At 38.3% G+C, this 24,792-nt stretch carries 25 protein-coding genes, 1 other RNA gene and 1 pseudogene; 8 read left to right on the forward strand and 19 right to left on the reverse strand.

Annotated features, from left to right (window positions below):
• Positions 1–108: 108 nt before the first annotated feature.
• Entirely contained in the window at positions 109–2,001 is a 1,893-nt protein-coding gene (asnB, locus tag BR87_RS07310; protein ID WP_035030452.1) for an asparagine synthase (glutamine-hydrolyzing), read from the reverse strand.
• A 306-nt stretch (positions 2,002–2,307) separates the two neighbouring features.
• On the opposite strand from asnB, the gene BR87_RS07315 reads away from it, so the two are divergent.
• Positions 2,308–2,694, forward strand: coding sequence for a hypothetical protein (locus BR87_RS07315; protein WP_035030455.1), 387 nt, complete (start codon positions 2,308–2,310; stop codon positions 2,692–2,694).
• A 77-nt stretch (positions 2,695–2,771) separates the two neighbouring features.
• Here BR87_RS07315 and BR87_RS07320 read toward each other — a convergent pair whose 3' ends face one another.
• Positions 2,772–3,596, reverse strand: coding sequence for a hypothetical protein (locus BR87_RS07320; RefSeq protein ID WP_035030458.1), 825 nt, complete (start codon positions 3,594–3,596; stop codon positions 2,772–2,774).
• Positions 3,597–3,843: 247 nt separating this feature from the next.
• Between BR87_RS07320 and mscL the strand changes: the two genes are divergently transcribed.
• On the forward strand, positions 3,844–4,254 hold the full coding sequence (gene mscL, locus BR87_RS07325; protein ID WP_035030462.1) for a large conductance mechanosensitive channel protein MscL: 411 nt from the start codon (positions 3,844–3,846) through the stop codon (positions 4,252–4,254).
• Between the two features lie 351 nt (positions 4,255–4,605).
• Here mscL and BR87_RS07335 read toward each other — a convergent pair whose 3' ends face one another.
• From BR87_RS07335 to ffs, 16 genes and pseudogenes are all read right to left on the reverse strand, one after another.
• Positions 4,606–5,850: an MFS transporter gene (locus BR87_RS07335; protein ID WP_035030469.1), complete on the reverse strand. Its 1,245-nt coding sequence runs from the start codon at positions 5,848–5,850 to the stop codon at positions 4,606–4,608.
• Between the two features lie 302 nt (positions 5,851–6,152).
• Positions 6,153–7,031, reverse strand: coding sequence for a 16S rRNA (cytidine(1402)-2'-O)-methyltransferase (gene rsmI / locus BR87_RS07340; RefSeq protein ID WP_035030472.1), 879 nt, complete (start codon positions 7,029–7,031; stop codon positions 6,153–6,155).
• 64 nt (positions 7,032–7,095) lie between these two features.
• Positions 7,096–7,368 (reverse strand): annotated as a pseudogene (locus BR87_RS07345) (GIY-YIG nuclease family protein); the annotation flags it as partial.
• Positions 7,352–8,107 carry a tRNA1(Val) (adenine(37)-N6)-methyltransferase gene (locus BR87_RS07350; protein WP_035030478.1) on the reverse strand — a complete coding sequence of 252 codons (756 nt, stop codon included), beginning with the start codon at positions 8,105–8,107 and terminating at the stop codon, positions 7,352–7,354. The gene BR87_RS07350 and the pseudogene BR87_RS07345, both read right to left, overlap by 17 nt.
• Before the next feature lie 109 nt (positions 8,108–8,216).
• Positions 8,217–9,200, reverse strand: a complete 984-nt coding sequence (locus tag BR87_RS07355) for an NAD(P)H-quinone oxidoreductase (protein ID WP_035030481.1) — start codon at positions 9,198–9,200, stop codon at positions 8,217–8,219.
• A gap of 128 nt (positions 9,201–9,328) precedes the next feature.
• On the reverse strand, positions 9,329–9,535 hold the full coding sequence (locus BR87_RS07360; RefSeq protein WP_244877043.1) for a hypothetical protein: 207 nt from the start codon (positions 9,533–9,535) through the stop codon (positions 9,329–9,331).
• A gap of 190 nt (positions 9,536–9,725) precedes the next feature.
• The gene (locus BR87_RS07365; protein ID WP_035030484.1) at positions 9,726–10,634 is read right to left on the reverse strand and encodes a 1,4-dihydroxy-2-naphthoate polyprenyltransferase; all 909 of its coding nucleotides are present in this window, start codon (positions 10,632–10,634) and stop codon (positions 9,726–9,728) included.
• 195 nt (positions 10,635–10,829) lie between these two features.
• Positions 10,830–11,174 carry a DNA replication initiation control protein YabA gene (locus tag BR87_RS07370; protein WP_035030487.1) on the reverse strand — a complete coding sequence of 115 codons (345 nt, stop codon included), beginning with the start codon at positions 11,172–11,174 and terminating at the stop codon, positions 10,830–10,832.
• A gap of 44 nt (positions 11,175–11,218) precedes the next feature.
• Positions 11,219–12,208: a DNA polymerase III subunit delta' gene (gene holB / locus BR87_RS07375; protein ID WP_035030490.1), complete on the reverse strand. Its 990-nt coding sequence runs from the start codon at positions 12,206–12,208 to the stop codon at positions 11,219–11,221.
• 12 nt (positions 12,209–12,220) lie between these two features.
• Positions 12,221–12,550 carry a cyclic-di-AMP receptor gene (locus tag BR87_RS07380; protein ID WP_035030493.1) on the reverse strand — a complete coding sequence of 110 codons (330 nt, stop codon included), beginning with the start codon at positions 12,548–12,550 and terminating at the stop codon, positions 12,221–12,223.
• 22 nt (positions 12,551–12,572) lie between these two features.
• The gene (gene tmk, locus BR87_RS07385; RefSeq protein WP_035030496.1) at positions 12,573–13,211 is read right to left on the reverse strand and encodes a dTMP kinase; all 639 of its coding nucleotides are present in this window, start codon (positions 13,209–13,211) and stop codon (positions 12,573–12,575) included.
• Between the two features lie 237 nt (positions 13,212–13,448).
• A complete protein-coding gene (locus BR87_RS07390; RefSeq protein ID WP_035030499.1) occupies positions 13,449–13,676 on the reverse strand; it encodes a YaaL family protein in 228 nt (75 codons plus the stop codon).
• Positions 13,677–13,737: 61 nt separating this feature from the next.
• Complete coding sequence (gene recR, locus BR87_RS07395) at positions 13,738–14,334, reverse strand: recombination mediator RecR (RefSeq protein WP_084683586.1); 597 nt, start codon at positions 14,332–14,334, stop codon at positions 13,738–13,740.
• Between the two features lie 235 nt (positions 14,335–14,569).
• Complete coding sequence (locus tag BR87_RS07400; RefSeq protein ID WP_035030502.1) at positions 14,570–14,881, reverse strand: YbaB/EbfC family nucleoid-associated protein; 312 nt, start codon at positions 14,879–14,881, stop codon at positions 14,570–14,572.
• 31 nt (positions 14,882–14,912) lie between these two features.
• On the reverse strand, positions 14,913–16,760 hold the full coding sequence (dnaX, locus tag BR87_RS07405; protein WP_035030505.1) for a DNA polymerase III subunit gamma/tau: 1,848 nt from the start codon (positions 16,758–16,760) through the stop codon (positions 14,913–14,915).
• Positions 16,761–16,938: 178 nt separating this feature from the next.
• An RNA gene (ffs, locus tag BR87_RS12850) (signal recognition particle sRNA small type) lies at positions 16,939–17,025 on the reverse strand.
• 213 nt (positions 17,026–17,238) lie between these two features.
• Between ffs and alsS the strand changes: the two genes are divergently transcribed.
• Both alsS and budA read left to right on the forward strand, forming a co-directional pair.
• Positions 17,239–18,903, forward strand: a complete 1,665-nt coding sequence (alsS, locus tag BR87_RS07410) for an acetolactate synthase AlsS (protein ID WP_035030508.1) — start codon at positions 17,239–17,241, stop codon at positions 18,901–18,903.
• Between the two features lie 42 nt (positions 18,904–18,945).
• The gene (budA, locus tag BR87_RS07415; RefSeq protein ID WP_156959094.1) at positions 18,946–19,659 is read left to right on the forward strand and encodes an acetolactate decarboxylase; all 714 of its coding nucleotides are present in this window, start codon (positions 18,946–18,948) and stop codon (positions 19,657–19,659) included.
• Between the two features lie 401 nt (positions 19,660–20,060).
• Here the strand turns inward: budA and cypC are convergent, their stop codons facing one another.
• A complete protein-coding gene (cypC, locus tag BR87_RS07420; RefSeq protein WP_035030511.1) occupies positions 20,061–21,320 on the reverse strand; it encodes a CYP152 family fatty-acid peroxygenase CypC in 1,260 nt (419 codons plus the stop codon).
• A 257-nt stretch (positions 21,321–21,577) separates the two neighbouring features.
• Between cypC and BR87_RS07425 the strand changes: the two genes are divergently transcribed.
• From BR87_RS07425 to BR87_RS07440, 4 genes are read left to right on the forward strand one after another with little or no spacing between them, the layout of a single operon-like run.
• On the forward strand, positions 21,578–21,955 hold the full coding sequence (locus tag BR87_RS07425; protein WP_035030514.1) for a GntR family transcriptional regulator: 378 nt from the start codon (positions 21,578–21,580) through the stop codon (positions 21,953–21,955).
• Positions 21,956–21,965: 10 nt separating this feature from the next.
• The gene (locus BR87_RS07430) at positions 21,966–22,655 is read left to right on the forward strand and encodes an ABC transporter ATP-binding protein (protein WP_035030516.1); all 690 of its coding nucleotides are present in this window, start codon (positions 21,966–21,968) and stop codon (positions 22,653–22,655) included.
• Positions 22,652–23,494: a hypothetical protein gene (locus BR87_RS07435; protein ID WP_035030519.1), complete on the forward strand. Its 843-nt coding sequence runs from the start codon at positions 22,652–22,654 to the stop codon at positions 23,492–23,494. The genes BR87_RS07430 and BR87_RS07435 overlap by 4 nt, the downstream gene beginning before the upstream one ends.
• A 16-nt stretch (positions 23,495–23,510) precedes the next feature.
• Positions 23,511–24,764 (forward strand): hypothetical protein, encoded by a 1,254-nt coding sequence (locus BR87_RS07440; RefSeq protein WP_035030522.1) that lies wholly within the window; start codon positions 23,511–23,513, stop codon positions 24,762–24,764.
• The last annotated feature ends 28 nt before the right edge of the window (positions 24,765–24,792 follow it).

A 24,792-nucleotide genomic window follows, 5' to 3' on the forward strand; every position in this document is an offset into this window, starting at 1 on the left:
ATGAAAAGAAAACAAAATACACATCTACCGACGAGTAAGCAACTCATTGATAGATGTGTACTTCGTTCAAGATATTATTTGCAACTAGCTTTTCTAACCTACACTACTTTATTGTTTAACAGCATAAGTTAGAGGCTCTGTTAAAAATTCTTGAGATTTTTCTACATAAATACGATGCCAGACCATAAATGTTAAAGCTGTCCATATTTTACGCGAATAATCTATTTTGCCAGTACGGTGTTTATCAAGCAAATCCACTATATACGATTTATTCAATAAATGTTCTGTTTGAGACTCTTTTATAATCGTTAAAGCCCAGTCATACATCTCATCTTTAAGCCAATGACGGATAGGAACTGGAAAACCTAATTTTTTACGGTAAATAACATCTTCTGGAACAATTCCTTCTACAGCTTTTCTTAGAATGTATTTTGTTGTTCCATGTGCAATTCTTAAATTAGCTGGTATTTGTCTAGCTACTTCAAACACTTCTTTGTCCAAAAATGGCGTTCTTAATTCTAAAGAATGCGCCATCGTTGTCCGATCCGCGTTTAACAGCAAGTCACCGCTTAACCACGTGTTGATATCAATCAATTGCATTCTATCAACAGGATGGTAGCCGAGCGTCTGTTCATAAAACGGTTTTGTTACTTCATGATAAGGATAACGTACGTTGTAATTTTTTAAAAGTTTCTTCTTTTCAGCTTCTTCAAAGATTTTTGCATTGCCCACGTACCGGTTCTCTAAAGGAATCGTTCCTCTTAAAAGGAAGCTTTTCCCTTTGACCCCTTCTGGCATCAGCTTCGCTAGTCTGTTAATCGCTTGATTGGTAACCTTCCCAGTGTGATTAAACATTCTTAAAGCATGCGGTTCGTTATAAATCCCATACCCGCCAAATAACTCATCTGCGCCTTCGCCAGACAAAGCGACTTTCACATGTTCGCGAGCTAATCTGGATAAAAAGAACTGCGGCACGGCAGCCGGGTCTGCTAAAGGATCATCCATATGCCAAACAAAACGCGGAAATTCATCCATAAATTCTTGGGCAGTAATCGTATAACTAAAATTGTCTACTCTCAGTTCTTCAGCGGTTTCTTCAGCCAAATTGATTTCATTGTAACCTTCTCTTTCAAATCCGACCGATAACGTTTTTAACTTAGGGTTAAATTCTCGCGCAATTGCAACAATAATAGAAGAATCAATTCCTCCTGATAAAAACGAACCAACTGTAACATCTGATCGCATATGCTTCTCAATTGAATCATATAAACTTGCTCTGATTTCTTTTGCAAATGTTTCTTCTGATTTAGCAACGGGCAAAAAATCTGCTTGCCAATATTTAGTGATTTTAACTTCTTCATTCAGTTTTTTCGTAATAAAATGACCAGGTGCAAGTTCCTTAATGGATTGATGCATGGTTTCCAGTCCAGGAATATATTGAAAGGTCAAGTAATTCTGCAAAGCTACTTCGTCTAATTGACGGTCTTTGATAACCTTTAAAATCGATTTTTTCTCAGAGGCTACATACAACCCTTGATTTTCTACTGCATAATAAAATGGCTTGATACCAAAATGATCACGAGCACCAAAAAAAGTTTTTTCTAGTTTATCCCAGATAACGAATGCAAACATCCCTCTTAACTTGCTGGTTACTTTTTCTTTATAGGCTGAATAAGCTGCAATGATTACTTCTGTATCACTGTCCGTTTGAAACGTATAGCCCTTTCCAACCAATTCATCTCGAAGTTCTATGTAGTTATAGATCTCGCCATTAAAAATAATCCAGTAACGTTCTTCTTCATAGGACAAAGGTTGATGGCCTTTCTCAATATCGATAATACTTAATCTTCTAAACCCTAAAGCGATGGTATCATCACTATAATAGCCCTCTTCATCCGGACCTCTATGCACAATTCTTTTATTCATTTTTTGAACTTTTGTCTTTTGCTTCTCTTCTATCGTGTGTTTTTTATTTGAAATATACCCAACAAATCCGCACATTTTATCCCCACTTTTTTTATTTTAACTAACCAATTAGTACTTTTTTTATTGGCAAGTGATTTATTTACATTCTCCTCAGCCAAATCGCTCACATTAATAAATTTACAGGAAATCTTGTTACAATTCAAATGAATTTTACCAATTTAGATACATTTTAGTCAAATATATTTTTTATATCACGTTTATGTTACATTCAACCTGAAGATGTTACGGAAAATAAGACGTTTTCTGTATCTTTTACGGGCTATATTGTATACTTAAACTATAACAATAAGGAAAATCAACGAATGAGGAGGATAAAAAAGAATGAGTGATCGTGATCAGCAAAATAAGTACAATAAAGAAAACAATATTTCCAGCTCAATGTATTCACGCGTAAATGTAGGAAAGAATAATGCTAACAATCAATTAGATGGCCCGCAGTTTCTTCCGGTTACCGGAAGTATGGACAACAAAGACGAAAATGTACCTGACTTTGCTTCCTTTTCCTATAAATTAAGTTATTACGTACTAGGGATGCTTTTATCCTTACTAATTGGCTTCGGCATTTTCTATCTCTTTCGTGATTATTTTTATGGATCGGGATCAACTAGTTTATTCTCTTCATTTATCTTAGTTATCGGTTCGATAGTAAGCGGTTTTTCTCTATCTAAACTTACCCTGAAAAAACTTCTCAGAAAAAGAAACACTTGATTCTGTTTTTCAAAGAAAAATAAACGAATTGCCTTTTTAGTTTTTTAAAAGGCAATCCTTTTTGCATATACAGTTAGTTAATCAGTGTAAGGAATGTATTCACCAGTCAATGGATCCATTTTCATTAACGTTTTATTGGTTAAATCATATTGGAACATTCCTACCATATTAGAAATTTCGACTCCTTCTACTTCATGAGCATGGCGGATTTCGACTTGGTACAATCCATCATCATTTTTTGTTACATAAAATTGATTGTCTTCAGGAGAAATTCCTGTTTTCGAAACAACCTCATTTAATACAGCTGTTCGTTCTTCATCTGCTGTCATTGTCGGAGCTGCTGAAGAGCTGGAAGCGGCACTGCTTGCTGCTGATGTATCGGTTGTTTCAGAAGATTCAGCGGCTGAATTAGCAGCTGCGTCTTTTTCAGCTAACCATGTTTTAATCTCATCATCAGAGACTGTTTTGATATCTTTTCCGGTAGCTGCTTCGAACTCTGTTGCTGCCAAATCTGAAGTGCGTTCTGTTTTATAAGCTGAGTTTTCTAGCATAGCCGCCGTTTCATCTGCTTTGGCTTTTTCTGCTTGAGCTGAATTGATTTCTGTTTTTAGTTTAGCTGCTTTTTCTTTTAACTCACTATAATCGGATAAATCATTTTGCAAAAGCGTTTCAATACTGCCCGCCGCTTCATCCAGCTTACCGGCCTCAAATTGTGCTAAACTATCATCATACATTTTTTGATAAACTGCTTCTGCTGTAACTTCCTGGCTTGACGACTCTGAAACAGAAACAGCACTAGAACTAACGGATGATTCCGTCGCTCCATTGTTTTCTGTTCCGCAAGCGCTCAAAAGAACTAAACCAGCAAATGCCATCATAAAAAAATTGAATTTTTTTGTCATGTTCCTTTTCCTCCTTTATGTATATTCCTTTTTCATTTCCTCCTCATTATACCTTAAATTGCTTTTCTGCCTACCTATTTGCTATTGGATTTAAGAGAATCTTTCTTATTAGTTCCTTTTTGTGCTGTAGTTTACGTTTCACCAGTCAGTTAGTTCTACTAAATAAAGTACGCTTAAGGGATCACCCTTTTAATTGCTTCTCTTTTTTATTATACTGAGAACAGTTGAAAAAGAAGGAGCAAACCACATGAAAAATTTTATAGAAGAATTTAAAGAATTTGCTTTTAAAGGAAATGTACTCGACTTAGCTGTTGGGGTCGTCATCGGGTCTGCATTTACAGCGATTGTAACCTCTCTCGTTGAAGATATCATTATGCCCGTAGTTGGGATAGTTATCGGCGGCCATGACATTTCTAATTTATCTTTAAAAATCGGAAATACCACATTAGCTTATGGTGCCTTTTTACAAGCCATTATTAATTTCTTGCTGATTGCCTTTGTTGTTTTTATGTTTATCAAAATTATTAATACTGCAGCTGCTAAGTTTAAAAAAGAAACAGGTGAAGTCGGCGAGGAAGTGGAAATACCTGCTGCTGAACAATACTTAAAAGAAATTCGCGACTTATTGGCAAAAGAAAATGCCTCACTAGAAGAATAAGATGTATAGAACTAAAACGAAAAATCGGTTCTATTATTTTTGGTGTTGGTAAGAAAAATGAATCTATTTTACAATCTTGAAATTTTTGGAGGAATAGCGTCTGCTTGCAGCCATGTAAAGGATTCAATGCAAATTACGAAGCGGTTAGGCTTCGTTTGAGGCTTGAAAGGCTGGAGACAGATAAGGCTCCAGCCGTTCTCATGGCTTCTTGCAAGCAGACGCGTAAATTCCGGAGGAAATTTCACTATTTAAGCATTACCAACACGATTTTTGATAAAGAACCGAAAAATCCCAGAAGAGAAGTGCTTTACTCAGCACCTTCTTTTGGGATTTTTTAGTAATGATTAGGAGTTATTCGACACTATAATCTGGATTTTGGTAATGTTCTTTTTTCAAGCCTTTGATGCTCATCATGATCACAAAACTGATTAAATAGAGTGCAGATAAGAACAACATAACCGCAAACAAATTGTAATGATCTAGAATGAGGCCAATCGCGACAGATGAAAATCCGCCAACTGCACGGCCTACATTCAAAATGACATTATTAGCTGTTGAACGTATGTGAGTTGGATAAAGTCTGCCGACGATTGCTCCATACCCTGCAAACATTCCATTTGCAAAAAAGCCGACGACCGCTCCTCCTAACAACAATGTCCATTCGCTAGTCGCTGTGACAAACAAAAAGACTGAAGCTGCTGAAGCGATTAAGAACAGCGCATAAGCTGTCCGGGCACCTAATTTATCCAAGATACGGCCAAATAGCAGCATGCCAATACTCATACCAATAATTGTTGAAATCATCCAAATTGATGAGTCTGAAACCGATAATCCTAAGCTTTCTTGTAAAATCGATGGCAGCCAATTCATTAAACCAAAGTAACCGGCAATTTGAACGGTGGCCATGATCATCAAGGAAACCGTCAAGCGCGTTAACTTAGGGGTTTTAAATAATTCTTTGATCGATGTCGAAGGACCGTCCGTTTCTTTTTGTGCTTGTTTCCATTCATCTGTTTCATCCAAATGCTTGCGCACCAAAACAGCCATAACGACCGGCACGAGACCAAATAAGAATAATGTGTTCCATCCGAGTGTTGGGATGATAAGTGCCGCTAAGATTGCTGCTAAAATAGAGCCGAATTGTCCAGAAATTGTGACGATTGACGTCATCGCTCCCATTTTCTTTCTAGAAAATACTTCAGCAACCAGAGCCATACCGATTCCGTATTCGCCGCCTGCTCCTACTCCCACTAAAAATCGGCAGAAGTAAATTAAGTAGATGTTGTTTGCAAAGTACATAGCCGCTGTGGCGAAAGCAAATATATAAACAGTGTAGCTGAACATTTTGATTCGACCATGTTTATCGGCTAATACACCAAATAAAACGCCCCCTAGTAGCATCCCTAAATTAGTCACCGTTGAGATGAGTCCTGCTGCCGCACTATTGAGCTGCAAATCCGCAATGATAGAAGATAATGAAAAAGATAAGAACATAATGTCCATATTTTCTAATCCGTATCCTACTGCTGATGAAGCCAATACTTTCTTTTGGTAGCCTGACATGGTTGGATTACCAGTTGCCGTTTGTTGTTCCATATTTTATTTTCCTCCTAAAACGAATGATCTCTGTCATTCATTATTTTATGGTGTTGTCGATAAGTATACGAAAAATTTCTTTTTTGAGCAAGTCTTTTTTATTCAATTAAGCAAAAAAACAGATTAACCAAATTCTCAATACTGTTTTTCATTAATGAGAGACGATCTACCCTTTTCTAACCGTTCTTTGCCCCGGTTTTACTCTTTCGGGACAAGCTCTCTAATTTAAATGAGAAACTTGTCCAAAAAGTTAGGAAATGATTGATAAAATGCCATTTTTTATCGTTTATTCACTTTTTTCTTTAAAGCTCATGATAAGCAGCATAAACCTCTTGTTTTTTTATGTCTCTTAATTTAGCTACCTCTTTGATTGCTTCTTTGCTGGTAAGCCCTCGTTCGTCGATCACTGCGTTAACATGCTCTGAAAGAGTCATTGAGCTCCATGAGGTATCCGCTTCAGCGATTAAAGAAGCTGCGCTGTTGCCTTCAATGATCAAACAAAATTCGCCGCGTACTTCTGAAGTGGTTGCCCATTCCAAAGCTTCCGCTATCGTACCACGGATAAACTCTTCATAGCGTTTGGTTAATTCACGGCAGCAAACGATTCTTCGTTCTTCCCCAAAAACACTTACCATATTTTTTAACACTTCTTTTAAACGATGAGGCGATTCATATAAAATCAAGGTCTCTGGCCGCTGATTTAATTCTTTCAATTCTTGAATCTGTTCTTTTTTCTTGCGCGGTAAAAACCCATAAAAATAAAAAGGCTGCGGAGCAATTCCTGAAGCGATCAAAGCGGTCAATCCGGCATTTGCTCCAGGTAATGGAACAACGGGTATCCCAGCTTCAATACAATCTACCACTAATTCATGCCCGGGATCACTGATGGAAGGCATCCCTGCATCACTGACTTGTGCAATTGTCACTCCTTCGTGCATTTTTTCGAGGAGCTGCACAATGCGTTCTTGGGTATTGTGTTCATGAAAACTGATCTGCGACGTTTTGATTTCAAAGTGATTTAACAACTTCTGGGTATTGCGTGTATCTTCAGAAGCGATAAGATCAACTTCTTTCAGTATCCGAATGCCGCGGATCGTCATATCTTCCAAATTTCCAATAGGAGTGGGCACCAGATACAACATGCCTCTGTTTTCTTTTTCAAAACTCTTTTGACTCTGCATTTTCTTTCTCCTCCTCTGCTATTAACTGTTCGGTATTCACAATACATGACTGAGTTGAATCAATTGGCAAAAGGACGCCTTGTGCTTTTAAAAATTGTTCTTTCTTCCTGCGCGTTTGTTTTTTAAAGGCATACTCTGCTTTAGTCGCCTCGCTGCGTGTCGTAAAGGCTTCTGCATAAATCAGTTTGACCGGGCGACGACCAGCTGGTCTGGTGTATTTTGCACCAATGCCCTCATTGTGTTCTTGTTCTCTGCGGGTCAAATCGGTTGTATATCCCCCATAAAAGCTGCCATCACCGCAGTACAGCACGTAAAAGTAACTAATTGTTTTTGCCATAGAGCATCTCACTCACTTCAGGCAAATACCGGTTGTCCTCACCATAGACAAAAAGCGGCGGTAAAACCCGAAAACCGGTATCTTTGCCATCTTTAATGCCTTCGATCAATAATGTGTTCGCTTCTTTTCCGACTTTAGGATAAACCAAGCGCATTTTTTTAGGAGCTAAGCGGTGTTTCTTCATAGTGGTCAAAATTTCGAGTAAACGATCCGGACGGTGGACAAAATACGCTTTGCCGTTCATTTTCAACAGTCCGCTAGTCTCTTTCATTACTTCATCCAAATTTGTGTGCAATTCATGGCGAGCAATCGCTAAATGAGAATTCGGGTTTTTTACGCTGGTCCCTTTGTTGATGAAGTAAGGTGGGTTACACGTCACCACATCGACGGAATCTTTTTTAATCCAATTGGTCGCTTGGTTTAAATTGCCGTGAATCATGGTTAACTGATTTTCTAAACCATTTAACTGGATGCTGCGCTCGGCCATTCCCGCCAGCCGTTTTTGTAATTCAATACCGACGATAGGGCTTTTCGTTTTCTGGCTCAGTAGCAGTCCCACCACACCATTGCCTGCACATAAATCTACGATGGTCGCTCGATCATGTCGCGGCACTTGTGCAAAATCTCCTAGCAATACTGCGTCCAATGAAAAAGAAAAGACGGTCGGGCTCTGGATAATTTTTAATTGGTGGCTTAATAAATAATCAATACGTTCGTCTTCTTGTAACCATTGGTCCACTTCTGACACTTCCTTCAATGTGTAATTCGCTCCCCATTATAGCATAAAAAAAAGACCAAAAGCAGTGCTCTTGATCTCCTATTGTCTTCATATTCACTTAGCCTTACAGTTAAGCCCGAACCTTCAAAATGATTTTTCCGATGTTTTTATTAGCTTCCATGTACTGGTGAGCTTGGATGACCTCTTCTAATTGAAAAGTAGTGTCAACAATCGGACGGATGGTGTCATGTTTAAAATACGGCAAGGCAATCTTGAGAAACTCTTGCGTTAGTTCTGCTTTATATTCATCGCTGCGCGGTGTTAATAAGGTAGCTTTTAAGGTAATCCGTTTTGCTAGCAACGCTGCCAAATCTACTTCTTTAACAGTTGCCCCACCTAGTGTTCCTATCAATACCCAGCGGCCATCTGTTTTGATGCTTTTTAGATTGTTCTCCCAATAAGAAGCTCCAATAAAATCAAGAATGACATCCACACCGGCTTGATCGGTATAATTAAGCACTTCTTCAGCAAAGTTTTCTTCTTTGTAATTGATGGTTTTATCTGCTCCTAACGTTTGGCAAACGGCTAATTTTTCGGCTGAACCAGCAGTTGCAATAACCCGAGCTTGGGTTAAATGTTTCGCCATTTGAATAGCAGCTGTTCCTACACCGCTGGCACCTGCATGGATCAAAACGGTCTCAGTTGTTTTTAACTCTCCTAGCCAATACAAGGTTTGGTATGCCGTTAAGAAAACTTCTGGGATAGCGGCTCCTTGTTCAAAGCTCATATTTTCTGGTAAAAGAATCGCACGATTTGCTGGCAAAACGGCATATTCTGCATAGCCGCCGTGGTTTACTAGACCAGCTACTCTGGTTCCCGTCTTATACTTTTCACCATTTCCGCGATTTTCGACAACTACACCGGCAATTTCCACACCCAAAACGGGATACGGTTCAGCTAGACTGGGATTCGAACGTGTTACTATATCCGTTCGATTCAACGCTGCTGCATGTACCTCTACTAATAACTCGCCTACTTTTGGAATCGGCTTATCGCGTTCTTGAATCTCCATTTGTTCGACTCCACCCGGCTGTTTAATACTGACTGCTTTCATATTTGCCCTGCCTCCTTTTCTGCTGCTTATAGAGCAGCTCTAAAAAAAAGGTAAAAAGACAAAAACATCTTTTCACCTTTTTTTATCTGCCTACGCGTAGTTATTTTTGCACTTTATTCAGTAACCGCTTAAATTAATTCACTGGCTTCTTTTAATTCAAACGTTTCATCTTTATGTGCTTTAAGGAATTCAAACGCTTTAGGTTCGTTTTTTAATACGATTTCCTCTTCTGTTTCGTCTGTTTTGGTCATCGTGAATGTAAAACTAGTTGTCTCTTTTTGTCGCGTTAAAAACTCTTCTAATTCAACGTTAGACATTTTATTTAGTTTATGCACTTTAAATCCCACCTCTGTTTTTTTGCAGTATCGTTCTAAATCCAATATACCACTCAACGAAGTGAAATTCTAATAATATACTCTTAAAGAAAAACCATATTATACAAAAAAGAGCGAATCAACTTCGCTCTCTTGTTAAACAGATCTATTCCAATTTATTTATTTTAACAAATCTGATTATTTTCATGTTTTAAAAATGCAATAAAATCCCCAATCCGAAGGCAACGATCAGAAAAACCGGAATAATAGCAGAATTCTGAACAGCGTACATAAAGGTTTGAGATTTTACTTGAACAGCCAAAAATTTATCTGTATTCTTTTTCTCCAATGGAATAGAGAGTAAAGCTAGCAGAACCATTTTTGGGTAAACACCGATAAAAACTGAAACAATCAATGAAACATAAGCTAAAATGTAAAGCCACTTGAACAAAACAAGCGATTTTGGTTTTCCAATATAATAAGGCAACGTAAACCGCTTATCTTCAATATCTTCTTCCAAGTCGCAAATGTTATTCGCCAACATAATATTTGTAACAACAATAACCATCGGCAAGGCCGCTAAGAAAATTTTTCCAAACGTTGGACCATCAAGAGCCATAACATTGAATGCATTGACGTAAACCGTAATAAAATAGATCCCAAAGCCCATTGCAATACCTGAAAAAGCTTCGCCGAATGGCGTACTTGAAATCGGCAGTGGACCCGCAGTATATAAAATCCCAATCAAAAAGCAAATAAGTCCCATATAAAGCAATGCCATACTGGTTTGAGTCACTAAGTAGATTCCTAATAAAGCTGAAATGATTCCTGTAATCGAGTAAACCCTTTTGACCGCCGGCATAGAAAGATTTTCCTTACCGATCGTCATTTCTTGTGCGCTTGGATCCTTTTTATTGCTAGCTGTCTCATAGTCTAAATACTCGTCTCGTGTATTAACTGCCGCATGAAATAACACAACAGCGACAAATAAAACGAGCGAATTCACTGCATTCAATTCTTGATAATGGTACCAACTGTATAAAAGCCCAACCAACACCGGAAATATACTGGCAGTAGTAGAATACAATTGGGCTAGTTTAATAATTGCCTTAAAGTTCATATAACCCTTCCTCTAACTCTTTTTTTTGAACACGTTTGAAAGCTTAAAAACTGATGGATATCAGCAACTTCTCTAATATGCGACGAAGTCTGACTGTTGTCAAGAAAAAAGGACCTAATCTCTTTACAAAAATGAGCAAACCGAAAAAGATGACTCCGATATAGTCAACCGAAATCACCCTTATTTCATTCATTGTTATCTTCGATCGCCGTAAATAACGTCTAAGCAAAAAGCACAAGGCTCATCATCCATACGGCGTGAACCATAAAAGACATTACAAACATGAAATCCATCTTCATATAGCTTTTCCAAATTCAAACGTGACTTACTCATCTCAGGTTCCACGATTTCTTCATTTGAACGTTGTAGCTTTTCAAGATCACTTAACCGATCTCTGAGATGCTGGTTTTCAATTCGAAGAGTGGCATTTTCTTCAACGAGTGCTTCAACTTCGCTTTTTAAATCGGATATTTGATGCAGAGTAGCATCGGTATCTTGTTCTAACTTCGTAAAGCTATCATATAAAGTTTTTTTATCCATTCCTTCTCACCCACTCTTTATTATGATCTTCGTCTGATCCGTTCTTAACGCTGCATCAGTAATAAATCTAATTGCTCAAGAACTCCTTGTGCATTGACATTGCTTTCTAGTTTTTTCCTGCTTGATAAGATAATCTCAAGAGTTTTGGTTAACGTTTTTCCTCCGGTTTGATTGGCTGTTTTTTCAATTGTTTCCCGGTATTGCGGATAAGCCAGCAAATCAACAGCCTCATAGTGCAGCATTAATCCATCACGATAAGCCAACAACAATAAATCAATGGCCAGCAAATACTGTTCTCTTTCTTTAAAGTGAGGCATAATATCAGTTTGGACAAAGACAAAACTCTGCGCTTCATTTCTTGAGATCAAAACAAACCATTTCCAAATAATTTGTCTGGCTTCATTAAACCATTCATCTTGGCTCATCTTAACCGCCGTATCCAAACTATTGGTCAGATGTACCAGTAGCGCTGACTGGCTAGCCGGCAATTCTTTATTCTCTAATTCTGCTAATAATTTTTTCTTGGAGAGCGGTTGAAAGTGAATGAGTTGACAACGAGATAAAATCGTTGGCAAGATTCGTTGTTTCGCTGTTGTTAATAGAAATGCGATGGCTTTTCCATTAGGTTCTTCTAAAAACTTCAAAAGACTATTCGCTGCACCGACAGTCATTTTTTCAGCATCTTCTATGATAAACACTTTTTGCTGCCCTTCTACTCCACTTTTTGAGAATTCAGCTTTCAGGTCCCGGACTTGTTCCACTTTGATGGATAAACCGTCAGGAGCAATTTCTGTTACGTCGGGATGCTGCTGTTGTAAGACTCGCCGACAAGAAAGACATTCCTCACAGGGTAACCCCTCTACTGGATGCTGGCAAAAAAGAGAAGCAGCTACCCATAATGCCATCTCTTTTTTTCCTGTTCCTGAGACTCCTTCAAAAAGATAGGCATGCGCCAACTGTTTTTTCTTCACAGTCTGCTGCAATTGCCTATAAACAACCGGTTGAATCCATTTTAGATTTTCAGTTATTTTCATCACGACCTATAGTTAATATTGTTCAAACTGCTCAACCGGCATAACAAATACGGTTGCGCCGCCTACTTGAACTTCTACCGGATAAGGCATATTCGTTTCCATAGACACGTCTAAACTGACGGGCGGTGTCATAAATTGCTCTCTTGACTGACAGTTTTCACGGATAATATTTAATACTTCAGACACTCGTTCATCATCGATCCCGATGATAAATGTCGTATTTCCTGCTCTTAAAAATCCGCCGGTAGTCGATGATTTTGTTGCTCGAATTCCAGAATCTACAAATTCATTTGATAAACGGTTACTATCTTTGTCTTGTACCATAGCAATAATTAATTTCATGTCCCTCTACCCCTTTTAATAGTTATTCGTACGCTAACTTTTCCAGTATCTTATTGTAACTGTCGCTGACTACTTGTTCTAATTCTTGACTGGCATCGATCAAAAGCATGCGCTCTGGATTCTGTTTCAACAAGTCTAAATAAGCTGAACGAACCTGTTGGTGGAAACTCAGATCTTCTTGATCCAATCGGTCAAATTGTCGATTCACTTTATTTTGATTGATACGGGCAAGTCCGACATCTGCTTCTACATCTAAATAAAGCGTCATATCAGGCGTAAGACCATCTGTTGCAAATTGATTGATAGCTGCTACTTGTTCTACACCGATGCCTCGTGCCACTCCTTGATAGGCTAAAGAGCTATCTACAAAACGATCACAAATCACTATTTCCCCAGCTTCTAAAGCAGGAATAATTTTTTCAACCAAATGCTGTCTTCTTCCTGCTGCATATAATAAAGCTTCAGTTCGTACATCCATTTCGGTATTTTCAGGGTTTAAAATCAGCTCGCGAATTTCTTCAGCAATTCGACTGCCGCCAGGCTCTCTTGTTGCCACAATTCTTTGTTTTAAAGCATTTTCAAGCTTAGGCAATAAAGCTTGGATCACACTCGTTTTTCCGGCGCCATCCGGACCTTCAATCGTAATAAATGTTCCTTTCAATGCACTAAACCCCTTTGATCCTTACTTTTATTTCTTACTTAACATTATACTGTATCTAGCGATAACAGTCTAATGCAATTGTTAAGCAATTGGGGGTCAATTTCTGCTTGTTCGGTTTATGCTCATTTTGGATAAAGAAAAAAAAGACTACCGCGACTGTCAGCTTTTATGATCGCCGGCAGTTTAAGTTCGTCTTTTTCTGCTTATTTAGCCCTATCATCCTTTTTCAAAAAAAGATCATAGGGCGGTTGTATCCCCTTTAATGTCTCGATTGCGAGCTTCTTTAAATAAATAAAAATACTTAACTTCTGCCAGCTTAGTCTGCGAATAAAGTAAGCTGTCTTTTTCAAAAACAGATTGCTCAATTTTTTTTGCATATTCCCAGTCTCTTTTGGTTTGTGCCATTAATTTTAATAAGGATGCATCGTATTGATTGCGTAAACTTGGTTTCTTTTTGAACAGCACATGTCCACCGCCTTTTTTCTGTAGAAAGAGACCTTTTCTAATGAGTGCTTGTTTCTACTTTTTATTCTATTTCCCGCCGACCTTCAACTGCTTTAAGCAAAGTGATTTCGTCTGCATATTCGATATCACTGCCTACTGAAAGTCCATGCGCTAAGCGAGTGACTTTGATTCCTGCTGGTCTGATCAGCCGTGATAAATACATCGCTGTAGCCTCTCCTTCAGCTGTAGCGTTGGTTGCGATAATGACTTCCGTGACCTCATCTGACTGCAATCGTTTGATCAAGCTCGGAATATTGATATCTTCAGGTCCTGTTCCTTCTATTGGAGAAAGAACACCATGTAAAACATGGTACAACCCGTGATATTCCCGCATTTTTTCTAGTGACATCACATCTTTAGGATCTTCTACTACTAAAATTATACTGCGGTCTCGCGTTTTATCCTGACAAATCGAACAAGGATCTTCTTCTGTGATATGCCCGCAGATTGAGCAGTAATTTAAATCCCTTTTAGCACTGATCAATGCTTTAGCAAAGTCTGTCACATCGTCTTCTTTCATATTGATCGTAAAAAAAGCTAGACGAGCAGCAGTTTTAGCGCCAATTCCAGGAAGTTTCATATAACTATCCATTAATTTTGTTATCGGTTCAGGATACAAGAGGCTTCATTTCCTTTCTTTCACACCATTAGAAAATTAGAGAAAAAACGGGATCCATAACGGTATCCCATTTTTTGTAGTTTATTAAAAATTATGTTTTAACTTAACAAGTTGTGTCCTTTTATGGTTCTTTATTTTTTAGCGTTGGTAATAAAATTTCCTCCGGAATATGGTTGAGAAGTATATCTAAATCATTTTTTGCTGACCAACATCAAATGTTGTAGAACCCCTTTTATTACATGCCAGGGATATTTTTGGCGTATTTACCCATCGTTGCTTCCGTTTCAGCTTCTACTTTTGCCAGTGCATCATTTGAAGCTAAGACGATTAAATCTTCCAGCATTTCAACATCTTCTGGATCTACTGCTTCCGGATTAATTGAAATGTGTTTCATTTTGCGGTCACCTGTCATGGTTACTGTTACTAAGTCTCCATTAGTCGTTCCAAAAAATTCTTTTTCATTTAGTGCTTCTTGTGCTTTCACCATTTCTTTTTGCATTTTTTGCATTTGTTTCATCATACCTTGCATATTTCCCATTCCACGCATACGATCTCTTCCTTTCATTTATCCATTTAGTTTAATCATTTTTCACTTCAACAATGTTTTTTCCAAACAAGTTCATTGCTTCTGTCACAACGGTCTCTTCTTCTTCTGATGGCGGAATAAACCCTTCCAGACTTTCCCATTCAGAACTGTCAGCTATTCCTGATGTGTTTGCACTTGCTGCTTCGCTTTTTTGCGAAGAATCTGCTGTTTTTTCAGGAACTGTTTCTTTTTGTGCATTGGATTTTTGGACTGGAGGCCGGTTTTTCAGTTGTTTAACATATTGACCACGAATAATCGGCCATTGCTCAGCAGGCACACAAATCATTTGCGGAGCATAGCCCACTAATCGACGTAAAAACTCTGTCACTGCTTCAAGTAATTCTACATCATTGGTTGCTTTTTGGCATAAAATATCATAATCAAATGAAACGATCAATCCATCAGGTCCTGCTGCTACTGGCGTTGAAGCTTTTAACATAGCACGTTGTGTGACAGACAGCATATTCAACAAATCAGGCCATACATCACGCAGCTGACTTAAGTTTTCTTTGGTCGCTTCTTTTAATACACCGTAGATAGCAGCTGTGTTAGGTGTAAACTGATTGCCATTATTTTTCTTAGACGGCTGTTTAGCTTTTTTAACAGCTGGTTGTCCGCCATTATTGTTTGCAAGTGCCTGCAATTGTTTTTTCATTTGCTGCAGTTCACTTTCAAGGTCTGCCACTTTCTGGTTATCTCTAGGCGGTACCTCAGTTGGAGTGGTCTCTATTTCCTCCAAAGGAACAACTTGAGTTTGGTTTAATTGGGTCAATTTGACGGTAGCGACTTCCAAGTACACATCTGGATGATTGGTAAACCGCAATTCTGTTTGTGTATCATTTAAAATCGTGATCATTTGGTAGAGGACAGCAGCAGATATGGTCTCGCTTAATGCTTTAAATCCTTGATCCACATTGGCTCCGTCCAATAATTCTTCCATCTGAGGAGCTTGTTGGTACACGAGAATATCGCGACAGAATAAAATCAAATCCTCTATAAAACGCGCAGCATCTTTTCCATCCGCTAATATTTCTTGTAAGAGCGATAATCCTTTTTCAGTATTACGTGTTAAAACAGCATTAAAATAAGCCAGCATCAACTCTTGCGTCAAACTGCCGGTCACACTCATTGCATGCTCAATGGTTACGGCATTGTCCCCGTAAGAGATAGCCTGATCCAATATACTCAAGGCATCACGCATTCCACCTTCTGCTGCACGGGCAATCACTGGCAAAGCAGCTTCATCAAACCCAATTTTCTCTTGGTCTAAAATATACCGCATCCGTTCACAAATATCTCGGACTGAAATCCGTTTAAAATCAAATCGTTGTGTTCTGGATATGATCGTTAACGGTATTTTATGCGGTTCAGTTGTAGCTAAAATAAATACGACATTTTTTGGCGGTTCTTCTAGTGTTTTTAATAACGCATTAAACGCACCTGCTGACAACATATGAACTTCATCAATGATATAAATCTTGTAATCCGCACTGGTGGGCGCATATTTAGCTTTATCCCGGATATCGCGAATCTCCTCGACACCATTATTGCTGGCAGCATCAATTTCAATCACATCGTTTAATTGCCCTTGTGTAATCGCGACACATGTATCGCATTCATTACACGGCTCGCCGTCTTTCGAAAAATGACAATTGATGGCTTTGGCAAATATCTTAGCTCCGCTGGTTTTCCCGGTTCCACGAGGGCCCGTAAAGAGATAAGCATGACTTGTCTTCCCTTGCATAAGCGCATTTCTTAATGTCTGTGTAATGGCTTGCTGGCCGGCAATGTCTTGAAATCGCTGAGGCCGCCATACTCGGTAAAGTGCTTGATAACTCAATGCTTTTCTCCCTTTCCTAACCCTGTAGTTGCTACTCTTTATTATACGTTATTTGAACCGAAAATTAAACCACCATCTTCTTTCAGATGGCGGTTTACTATTTAAGCAGTCTAGTTTTCTTGCTTTTAGACACAAAAAAAGTTTTTGATTTAAAAACCAAAAACTTTTTTCTTCTTCTATGTACGTACAGCACATGCTGAAACAATCTTAGTGCTGCTTCCTTCCAGATCTGACACGATTCGAAAGATCAACATTGCCATACGGCCTTACGGCATCTTTAATTATACCCCATTTAATAAATAAAAGCTAGTACTTTTTTATGTTATGCTAAATCGTCTTTTTAGTGATTTTTGACTGTATAATGAATCGTTAAACCTTTTGCGAGTGCTTGATATCAGCTTTTAAACAAAAAGAGTGATAAACTTAGGCAAGAAGCAACATGACCTAATTTTTGAGGAAAATAGGAGGAAGAAGACAAATGACCGATAAAAAAAGATATGGCGCAGATTCGATAGTAGATAGTTTAACGAACTTAGGTGTGGACTATATTTTTGGCATACCAGGTGCTAAAATTGATCGCGTTTTTGATGTATTAACCGAAAAAGGTCCAGAATTGATTGTCGCTCGCCATGAACAAAATGCAGCTTTTATGGCCGCAGCAATAGGCCGGCTGACTGGAAAGCCCGGGGCTGTTTTAGCGACCAGCGGCCCGGGAGCTAGTAATTTAGCCACCGGACTAGTCACAGCAACAGCTGAAGGCGATCCGGTCTTAGCCATTGCCGGACAAGTTAAACGCTCGGATTTATCAAAACTCACTCACCAAAGTATGGATAATGCCGCTCTTTTCTCGCCTATTACTAAATACAGTGTCGAAGTCCAAGAACCGGATAATTTATCAGAAGCATTGGCAAACGCCTATCGCGCTGCACAAGAATCAAAACAAGGAGCCAGCTTTGTCAGTATTCCTCAAGATGTAACAGACTCCGTTACCAGTGTAAAACCTGTTGCAGCCTTAGCTGTACCAAAATTGGGACCCGCTAGCCAAATCGAGATCGTAACATTAGCCAATAAAATCAAAGAGGCCAAGCTGCCAGTGTTGCTCTTAGGCATGCGCGCTTCCTCACCGGAAGTCACAGCAGCGATTCGTCACCTGGTCGAGGTATCAGATATTCCAATAGTGGAGACTTTTCAAGCAGCAGGAGTCATTTCTCGAAAATTGGAAAGCAACTTCTTTGGCCGAGTTGGATTGTTTCGCAATCAACCAGGCGATATGTTATTAAAACGCAGCGACTTAGTGATTACGATCGGCTATGATCCAATTGAATATGAAGCTCGCAACTGGAATGCTGAACAAAATGCTGTGATCACGGTGATTGATGACACCCTAGCAGAAATTGATTCTTATTTTCAACCACAAACAGAATTAACCGGGGACATTGCGGAAACATTAGCCAACTTGGTTCCTTACTTAGAAGGTTATCAATTGACCGCTGATTCTAAAACGTATTTAGCTACCTTGCAGGAAAAATTAAACCAACGTGATTTGCCGCCTGCTGCCAAACACTCAAAATTGACCCATCCATTAGCTGTGATTGCAGAACTGCAGCGACTAGTCACTGATGAAATGACGGTAACGGTCGATGTCGGGAGCCATTATATTTGGATGGCTCGTCACTTTAAAAGCTATGAACCGCGTCATTTATTGTTCAGCAATGGGATGCAGACCTTAGGAGTTGCTTTGCCTTGGGCGATTTCTGCCGCTTTGGTTAGACCTGATACACAAATCGTTTCTGTTTCAGGCGATGGCGGATTTTTATTCTCTGCACAGGAATTAGAAACAGCTGTCCGGTTAAATATGAATATCGTTCATTTGATTTGGAATGACGGTTGGTACAATATGGTCGAGTTTCAAGAAGAAATGAAATATGACCGTTCTTCAGGAGTGAATTTTGGCCCCGTAGACTTTGTGAAATATGCAGAAGCCTTTGGTGCTGTCGGTTTGCGTGTCACTGATCCTGCTGAATTTGCAGCAGTACTAGAGGAAGCTTTTGCTGCAACGGGTCCGGTCATCGTGGATATTCCAATTGATTACTCCAGCAACCATGAACTAGGCAAAACGATTCTACCCGATCAATTCTATTAAATAAGAATTTGCAGAAATCAGAATGTGAAAGGATGATACCCATTGATCTCGAAATCACTTTTTCAACATGGAACATTAGGTGCCTTGATGGCCGGTTTATTTGAAGGCACACTCAGTATTGAGGAGCTGCTCACTCATGGTAATTTAGGGATCGGTACACTACATGATTTAGACGGTGAATTGATTATTTTAAATGGACAAGCTTTTCAAGCAAAAGCTGACGGAACGGTGATCGCTCTGACGGGAGCTGAAACGGTACCCTACGCTGCGGTGACTTCTTTTGCACCACAATTAGAAATTTCTTTTTCAGAAGAAATAACAGAAAATGAATTTAAACATGTATTGCAGGAAAAAATGACCAGCTTAAATACATTTCAAGCGATCAAATTGACGGGGACATTCAGCCATATGCATGTTCGAGCCGTTCCGAAACAAACCAAGCCTTACCCGCGATTGGTTGAAGCTGCGCGGGTACAGCCAGAATACAAACAACAGAATATCAAAGGAACCGTGATAGGCTTTTATACTCCTCAATTGTTCCAAGGAGCTGCAGCTGCTGGCTTCCATCTGCATTTCTTGAGCGATGACCAACAATTTGGCGGCCATATTTTAGACTTCACATTAGCAGAAGGAACGGTTGAACTCCAAACGATTGAAACCTTGATCCAACATTTCCCAATTGAACATGCTGCTTTTATGGAAAATGAAATCGATTATGCTAATTTGCATGCAGAAATCGAAGAAGCCGAAAATTAAATACTAGCAAAAAGACAAGCCCTCATATAAACTAGTGGGTTTGTCCTTGAAGCAGGTTTTCGGGACAAAGTGCGGTATAAAAATCGAGTTTTCGTCCATGAAATAGGTTTTTGGGTCAAACAGTGGTATAAAAATCGGATTTTTGTCCATGAAATAGGCTTTTGGGACAAACTACGGCATAGAAAACAAGTTTTCGTCCTTGAATCAACTTTTCGGGACAATCTTTAGGCTAATAGCTGAATCGTTGTCCAAAATGGATTAAAGTGAGAAATAAACATAGTAAAAAACCGTGCATTTTATAACTAATCAAAAAATAGCGAAGAAATTGGATAAAACCATTTTCCTCGCTATTTTTCATTTCATAATGGGTGCTTTCAAATCAGCTTTATTGATTTTTAAATCTATTCGTTTTTCATGCGAACATTTTTCAAAATCATTTCACTATGGGGAACACTTGGCATTTCATTCAGACTATAGCTTAAATCTTGTGGCGGTACTTCGTATTCCATACGGTTAGCTAAGTAGTCCAAGCAAGTGTTCATTACTTTGATCGTCAGCCATTCTCCAGCACAACGGTGTCCGCCTAAGAAGTCGCCGCCACCTTGCGGAATAAATGAAAAGGGACTTTCTTTCCAACCGATGAACCGGGTCGGGTCAAACACATCTGGATTAGACCAAATAGCTGGATCATGGTTGGTCCCATAAATATCTAGAATCGTTAAAGTGCCTTCTTCAAATTCATAGCCTTGCCAAGTAAAATCTTTTTTCACGATCGCTCCTTGGAATGGGAAAAACGGATAAAATCGGCGGACTTCTTGAACAAAGGCTTGTAATTGTTTGGGATCACCATCCGTTAATTTTTCTTTTGCTGCCGGGTATTCATGGACAGCTAAAGCCGTAAAATTGATGTAAATCGCAATTGCAACAATCGGTCTGATAATGTTCAGCACTTCTACTGCTGCCGTGTGGGTATCTAATAAATTTCCTTCCAAATCACGGTGCCATGAAAAGACCGCTAAAGCTGTTCCTTCCGGAGGGGATAATTCTTTATCGCGGACTTGTTCGATCAGATTTTCTATCCATTTTTCAGTTTGGTTACGATCGTGCCGTCCCATCCAATGAGCTGGTCCTATTTCGGTGGGCGTTTCAATCATCTTGCCTAGATCTGCTGCTAATTCCGCAACTTCTTTTTCTTCAAAAGGAACACCCGCCCATTCACAAGCTGCTCGAAATAATACTTTTTGCGCTTCATGGTAAAGCACGGTTTCTTCTTGTTCTGCCCACTTTTCTACCGCAGCTTCCCAATGTTTTTTCAACATATCATTCATCTGGTCTAACCGTTGCGGAGACATTAAAGACATAAACATTTCTTTACGGTGCAGATGTGCTTTACCATCTAATGTCTGAACACCTTTTTCTCCGAGCAGCGTTTTTTGCACTCTTTTTGGTGCAGCTCCTGCTCTTTTAAATTTAGTTGTGTCATAAAAAAGTTCAGCGGCCGCTTCCCCACCCATACAAATAGCTTTTTGCCCTAATAAATGAGTCTCAAAAACATCCGATTGAAAACTTTTTCGTCTATTTAAAATATAGCGATACCCTTCTTTTAAAGCATGTACAGTATTATCTAGTCCTTTTTCATGTGGCATTGATTTTACATCCATTTGCTTCACTCCTTCAAGTTCTATATTTTAAATTTTGTATACTTTAAATACTCCTACCATATAGGACAGTATACAAAACGACCTTTAAGGATTCAACTATTAGGATTATCACTAAAATAAACATCATTCGAATTAGTGCTTGACATGCCCACTGTATTAACCATATAATACACGAGACAACCGTATTAATCCCTTAATACACTTTTTCGCAGTAGGTGTATTAGCCACTTAATACAATAAATGATAGGAGAGCTGCTATGAATATAAATCTTAATAAGCGGGATCCAGTCTATTTGCAAGTCGTACGCTACTTTAAAGAACAACTAGCAATCGGACAGCTGAAACCCGGCCAAGAGATTCCCTCGCGAAGAGAATTAGCCAATCAACTGAAAATCAATCCCAATACAGCACAACGAGCCTATAAAGAAATGGAGGCAGCAGGTTTGATTTATACCGAAGGAAATTTACCAAGTAAGATCACAGAGAATACAACTGTCCTTAAAGATGTGCGCAAAGAATTGATAGCAGGCGCTTTGGACACCTTTATCACCGCCATCGAACCGATAAATGTACCACTGGATGAGATCATTGAATTACTAGAAGATAAGTATACGGAAAACAGCCGTCAAGAATAGGAGGATACATATGATTGAGGTAAAACAAATCACCAAAAAATTCGGGCGTAACAAGGTCTTGAAAGGTCTGTCTTTCACAGCCAATAAAGGTGATATCACTTGCTTAATTGGTATCAACGGCGCCGGAAAAACAACTGTGATGAACGCTATTATGAATTTAACACCCATTAACAGCGGTGAAATTTTAATTGATGGCGAAAAAATAACGAAAGACAGTTATCAAAAAATCACATTTATTCCTGATGCTATTGCGATGTTGTCTCAAATGACGATCCAACAAGCCATGCAATTTATGCAAGATTTTTACACAACTTGGAATCAGAAACGTGCTGATGAATTATTGCATTTTTTTAATTTACAAAAAAACGAAAAGATTGCTGATTTGTCAAAGGGAAACACTGCAAAAATTAATTTATTGCTTGGATTAGCGCTGGATGTTGATTATCTTTTAATGGATGAACCTTTTTCCGGAATTGATATTTTTAGCCGCGAACAGATCACAGAAGTTTTTACTAGTCATTTAGTCGAAGACCGCGGAGTGATCATTACAACTCATGAGATCAATGACATCGAGCATTTGATCGATAAAGCTGTTCTATTAGATGATGGAGTAGTTGTGAAAGAATTTAATGCTGAAGATATGCGCGAAACAGAAAATAAATCCATTATTGATGTGATGCGGGAGGTTTACATTAAATGAAAAATTATTTGAAATTAGTGAATTTTGAATTGAATCGCTTTTTTAAAATCTATCTTGTTTTAATAAGTTTGACGGTCATCTCACAACTCACAGGCACCATCATAGAATCAAAAGCTTATGTAAGTCTTGCAAATACAGCAATTCATAAAAACTTAGTCCCACTAGAACAATTTATCGAAGACAATCAACCGATGGGTCTCATGAGGCTGCTGACAAGCGGTTGGTTTTTGATTCCCATTGCCTTAGCTGCTGCAGCTTTATTGTTTTATAGTTTCTTTATCTGGTACCGCGATTGGTTTGGTAAAAATACGTTCATTTATCGGTTGTTGATGTTGCCGACTGCACGACTAAATTTATTTTTCTCTAAACTTTCTGCAATTTTTTTGATGGTTTTAGGATTAGTTGCTACTCAACTGATTTTATTGCCAATTGAAAACACTTTGGTCAAATGGTTAGTCCCAAGTGAATTCAGAATAGATTTATCGATTAGAGACAGCCTTACAGCTTCTTCAGCTTCTTCGTTCTTCACATTGCTTCTGCCAGATTCATTTATACAATTCTTGGTAAATTATGGAATAGGAATACTATTTTTAGTCGTGCTGTTTACCATCATTTTATTTGAAAGAAGTTTTCATTTTAAAGGAATCTTCCTAGGCGGTTTATTCGGTATAGCAGCTGTAGTCATTTTTATTTCGCCTATTTTGATTGAATCCGCATTGAATTATTATTACCTGTATCCTATTGAGCTCTTTATTTTAGAAGTAGCGTTAGGAATCGCTATTATAGGAGTCTCGATTTGGGTAAGCAATTCGCTGTTGAATAAAAAAATTACAGTTTAACAAAGGAGGGCTCACAATGAAACGGTATTGGAAACTTACCACCATCAGTTTAATTGCAATCTTAACAATCGCAACATTTTATCTTCAACCGGTCTTCGCAAAAGGGCAGTATCCAGAGTTTACTTTTAAGACAACTAAAGGCGATTCTGCAGAATTAAAACAGCTGACTTTATATGGAGGATATTCGCCTTCAGTCTATAATAGTCTTGGAAATACCTTTATATATAGAGAAGAACAACTTTCACTTACTGAAAAAGAAACACATTATGATAACCAATATTCTTATTTTGAAAACTTAGCAATCAACCCTTTTGATAGTCAATTACAAAAGTTACAAAAAGAGCACAAAAAATTTATGCGCGCAAAAGGTTCAGACATACGGAATTTCTTTGAAGATGATACTTTTTTAGCTTATACCGCTATCGATGACTCTCAATTAGGGACACCATCTAATAAAGCAGTTTTCAATATTCAAATATTAAACAAAACTTCAGAAAAAGTTTTGACTTATACAATTGATATTCCACTTAAAGACAATACGGATTACTTATACCTGGAAAAAATTCAAATCATTGATAGTGCATTAAAAGTTGTAACAAGAAGCAGTTTTTCAAATAGTGCAAAAGAAGAGTACCATGTTTACCATCTAGACCTTGGTAATCAAAAAGTAATCAAAGATGACTTACTTTCATTTGAAACAAAAAAACTTGATAATGAACAGAGTAATGTCATGCTTCTTAATGATTCGCAATCTGACCAACTTGAGGATGAATTAATATTTGAAGTGGATTATATAGAACCTTTTGATGAGAAAAGAGCAGAAGAAGAGCCTGACTATTATCCAGATACTACAGGAAGAAAGTTCTTTGTCTATAACTTCAAGGACCAGACAACTCAACCCCTACTTATTCCTACAGAAAGCAACAGTACGGATATAAGTGCCGTCGTTGATAGAAGTACCCTTTATTTGTATCGTCTAATCAATCAAACAATTGAAGTTTCTACTGTTTTTCTTGATGGCTCTGGTAAAAGCGAGAATTATGCATTCGAGTTGCCGTCTGGAAGCAAACCTCAATTTGAATGGATGAAAATACAAGCAGAAAAATTTTATTTGATTACCCCTGCTAAAGATTCTCAAACTAAAAAAGAGCTGATGATTTATGACTTAAACAGCAGCAACATTTTGTACGAAGGAGTAATTGAGAAAACAGCAGGAAATAAAGATCAAACAACTGATGGTCTTTATATTTATGATGGTATCATCAACTAAAATTGCATAAAAAAAGAAGAGACACTAA

Source organism: Carnobacterium mobile DSM 4848 (assembly GCF_000744825.1).
In the GTDB taxonomy this organism is placed as follows: Bacteria; Bacillota; Bacilli; order Lactobacillales; family Carnobacteriaceae; genus Carnobacterium_A; species Carnobacterium_A mobile.

What these genes read in the sequence shown, in the direction of transcription:
- BR87_RS07425 (WP_035030514.1), top strand. Translation starts at nt 21,578, where the DNA reads ATGAATATAAATCTTAATAAGCGGGATCCAGTCTATTTGCAAGTCGTA.
- BR87_RS07365 (WP_035030484.1), bottom strand. Translation starts at nt 10,634, where the DNA reads ATGAACTTTAAGGCAATTATTAAACTAGCCCAATTGTATTCTACTACT.
- asnB (WP_035030452.1), bottom strand. Translation starts at nt 2,001, where the DNA reads ATGTGCGGATTTGTTGGGTATATTTCAAATAAAAAACACACGATAGAA.
- BR87_RS07430 (WP_035030516.1), top strand. Translation starts at nt 21,966, where the DNA reads ATGATTGAGGTAAAACAAATCACCAAAAAATTCGGGCGTAACAAGGTC.
- BR87_RS07335 (WP_035030469.1), bottom strand. Translation starts at nt 5,850, where the DNA reads ATGGAACAACAAACGGCAACTGGTAATCCAACCATGTCAGGCTACCAA.
- BR87_RS07315 (WP_035030455.1), top strand. Translation starts at nt 2,308, where the DNA reads ATGAGTGATCGTGATCAGCAAAATAAGTACAATAAAGAAAACAATATT.
- mscL (WP_035030462.1), top strand. Translation starts at nt 3,844, where the DNA reads ATGAAAAATTTTATAGAAGAATTTAAAGAATTTGCTTTTAAAGGAAAT.
- holB (WP_035030490.1), bottom strand. Translation starts at nt 12,208, where the DNA reads ATGAAAATAACTGAAAATCTAAAATGGATTCAACCGGTTGTTTATAGG.
- rsmI (WP_035030472.1), bottom strand. Translation starts at nt 7,031, where the DNA reads ATGCAGAGTCAAAAGAGTTTTGAAAAAGAAAACAGAGGCATGTTGTAT.
- BR87_RS07435 (WP_035030519.1), top strand. Translation starts at nt 22,652, where the DNA reads ATGAAAAATTATTTGAAATTAGTGAATTTTGAATTGAATCGCTTTTTT.
- BR87_RS07380 (WP_035030493.1), bottom strand. Translation starts at nt 12,550, where the DNA reads ATGAAATTAATTATTGCTATGGTACAAGACAAAGATAGTAACCGTTTA.
- BR87_RS07370 (WP_035030487.1), bottom strand. Translation starts at nt 11,174, where the DNA reads ATGGATAAAAAAACTTTATATGATAGCTTTACGAAGTTAGAACAAGAT.
- cypC (WP_035030511.1), bottom strand. Translation starts at nt 21,320, where the DNA reads ATGGATGTAAAATCAATGCCACATGAAAAAGGACTAGATAATACTGTA.
- BR87_RS07440 (WP_035030522.1), top strand. Translation starts at nt 23,511, where the DNA reads ATGAAACGGTATTGGAAACTTACCACCATCAGTTTAATTGCAATCTTA.
- BR87_RS07320 (WP_035030458.1), bottom strand. Translation starts at nt 3,596, where the DNA reads ATGACAAAAAAATTCAATTTTTTTATGATGGCATTTGCTGGTTTAGTT.
- BR87_RS07400 (WP_035030502.1), bottom strand. Translation starts at nt 14,881, where the DNA reads ATGCGTGGAATGGGAAATATGCAAGGTATGATGAAACAAATGCAAAAA.
- BR87_RS07355 (WP_035030481.1), bottom strand. Translation starts at nt 9,200, where the DNA reads ATGAAAGCAGTCAGTATTAAACAGCCGGGTGGAGTCGAACAAATGGAG.
- alsS (WP_035030508.1), top strand. Translation starts at nt 17,239, where the DNA reads ATGACCGATAAAAAAAGATATGGCGCAGATTCGATAGTAGATAGTTTA.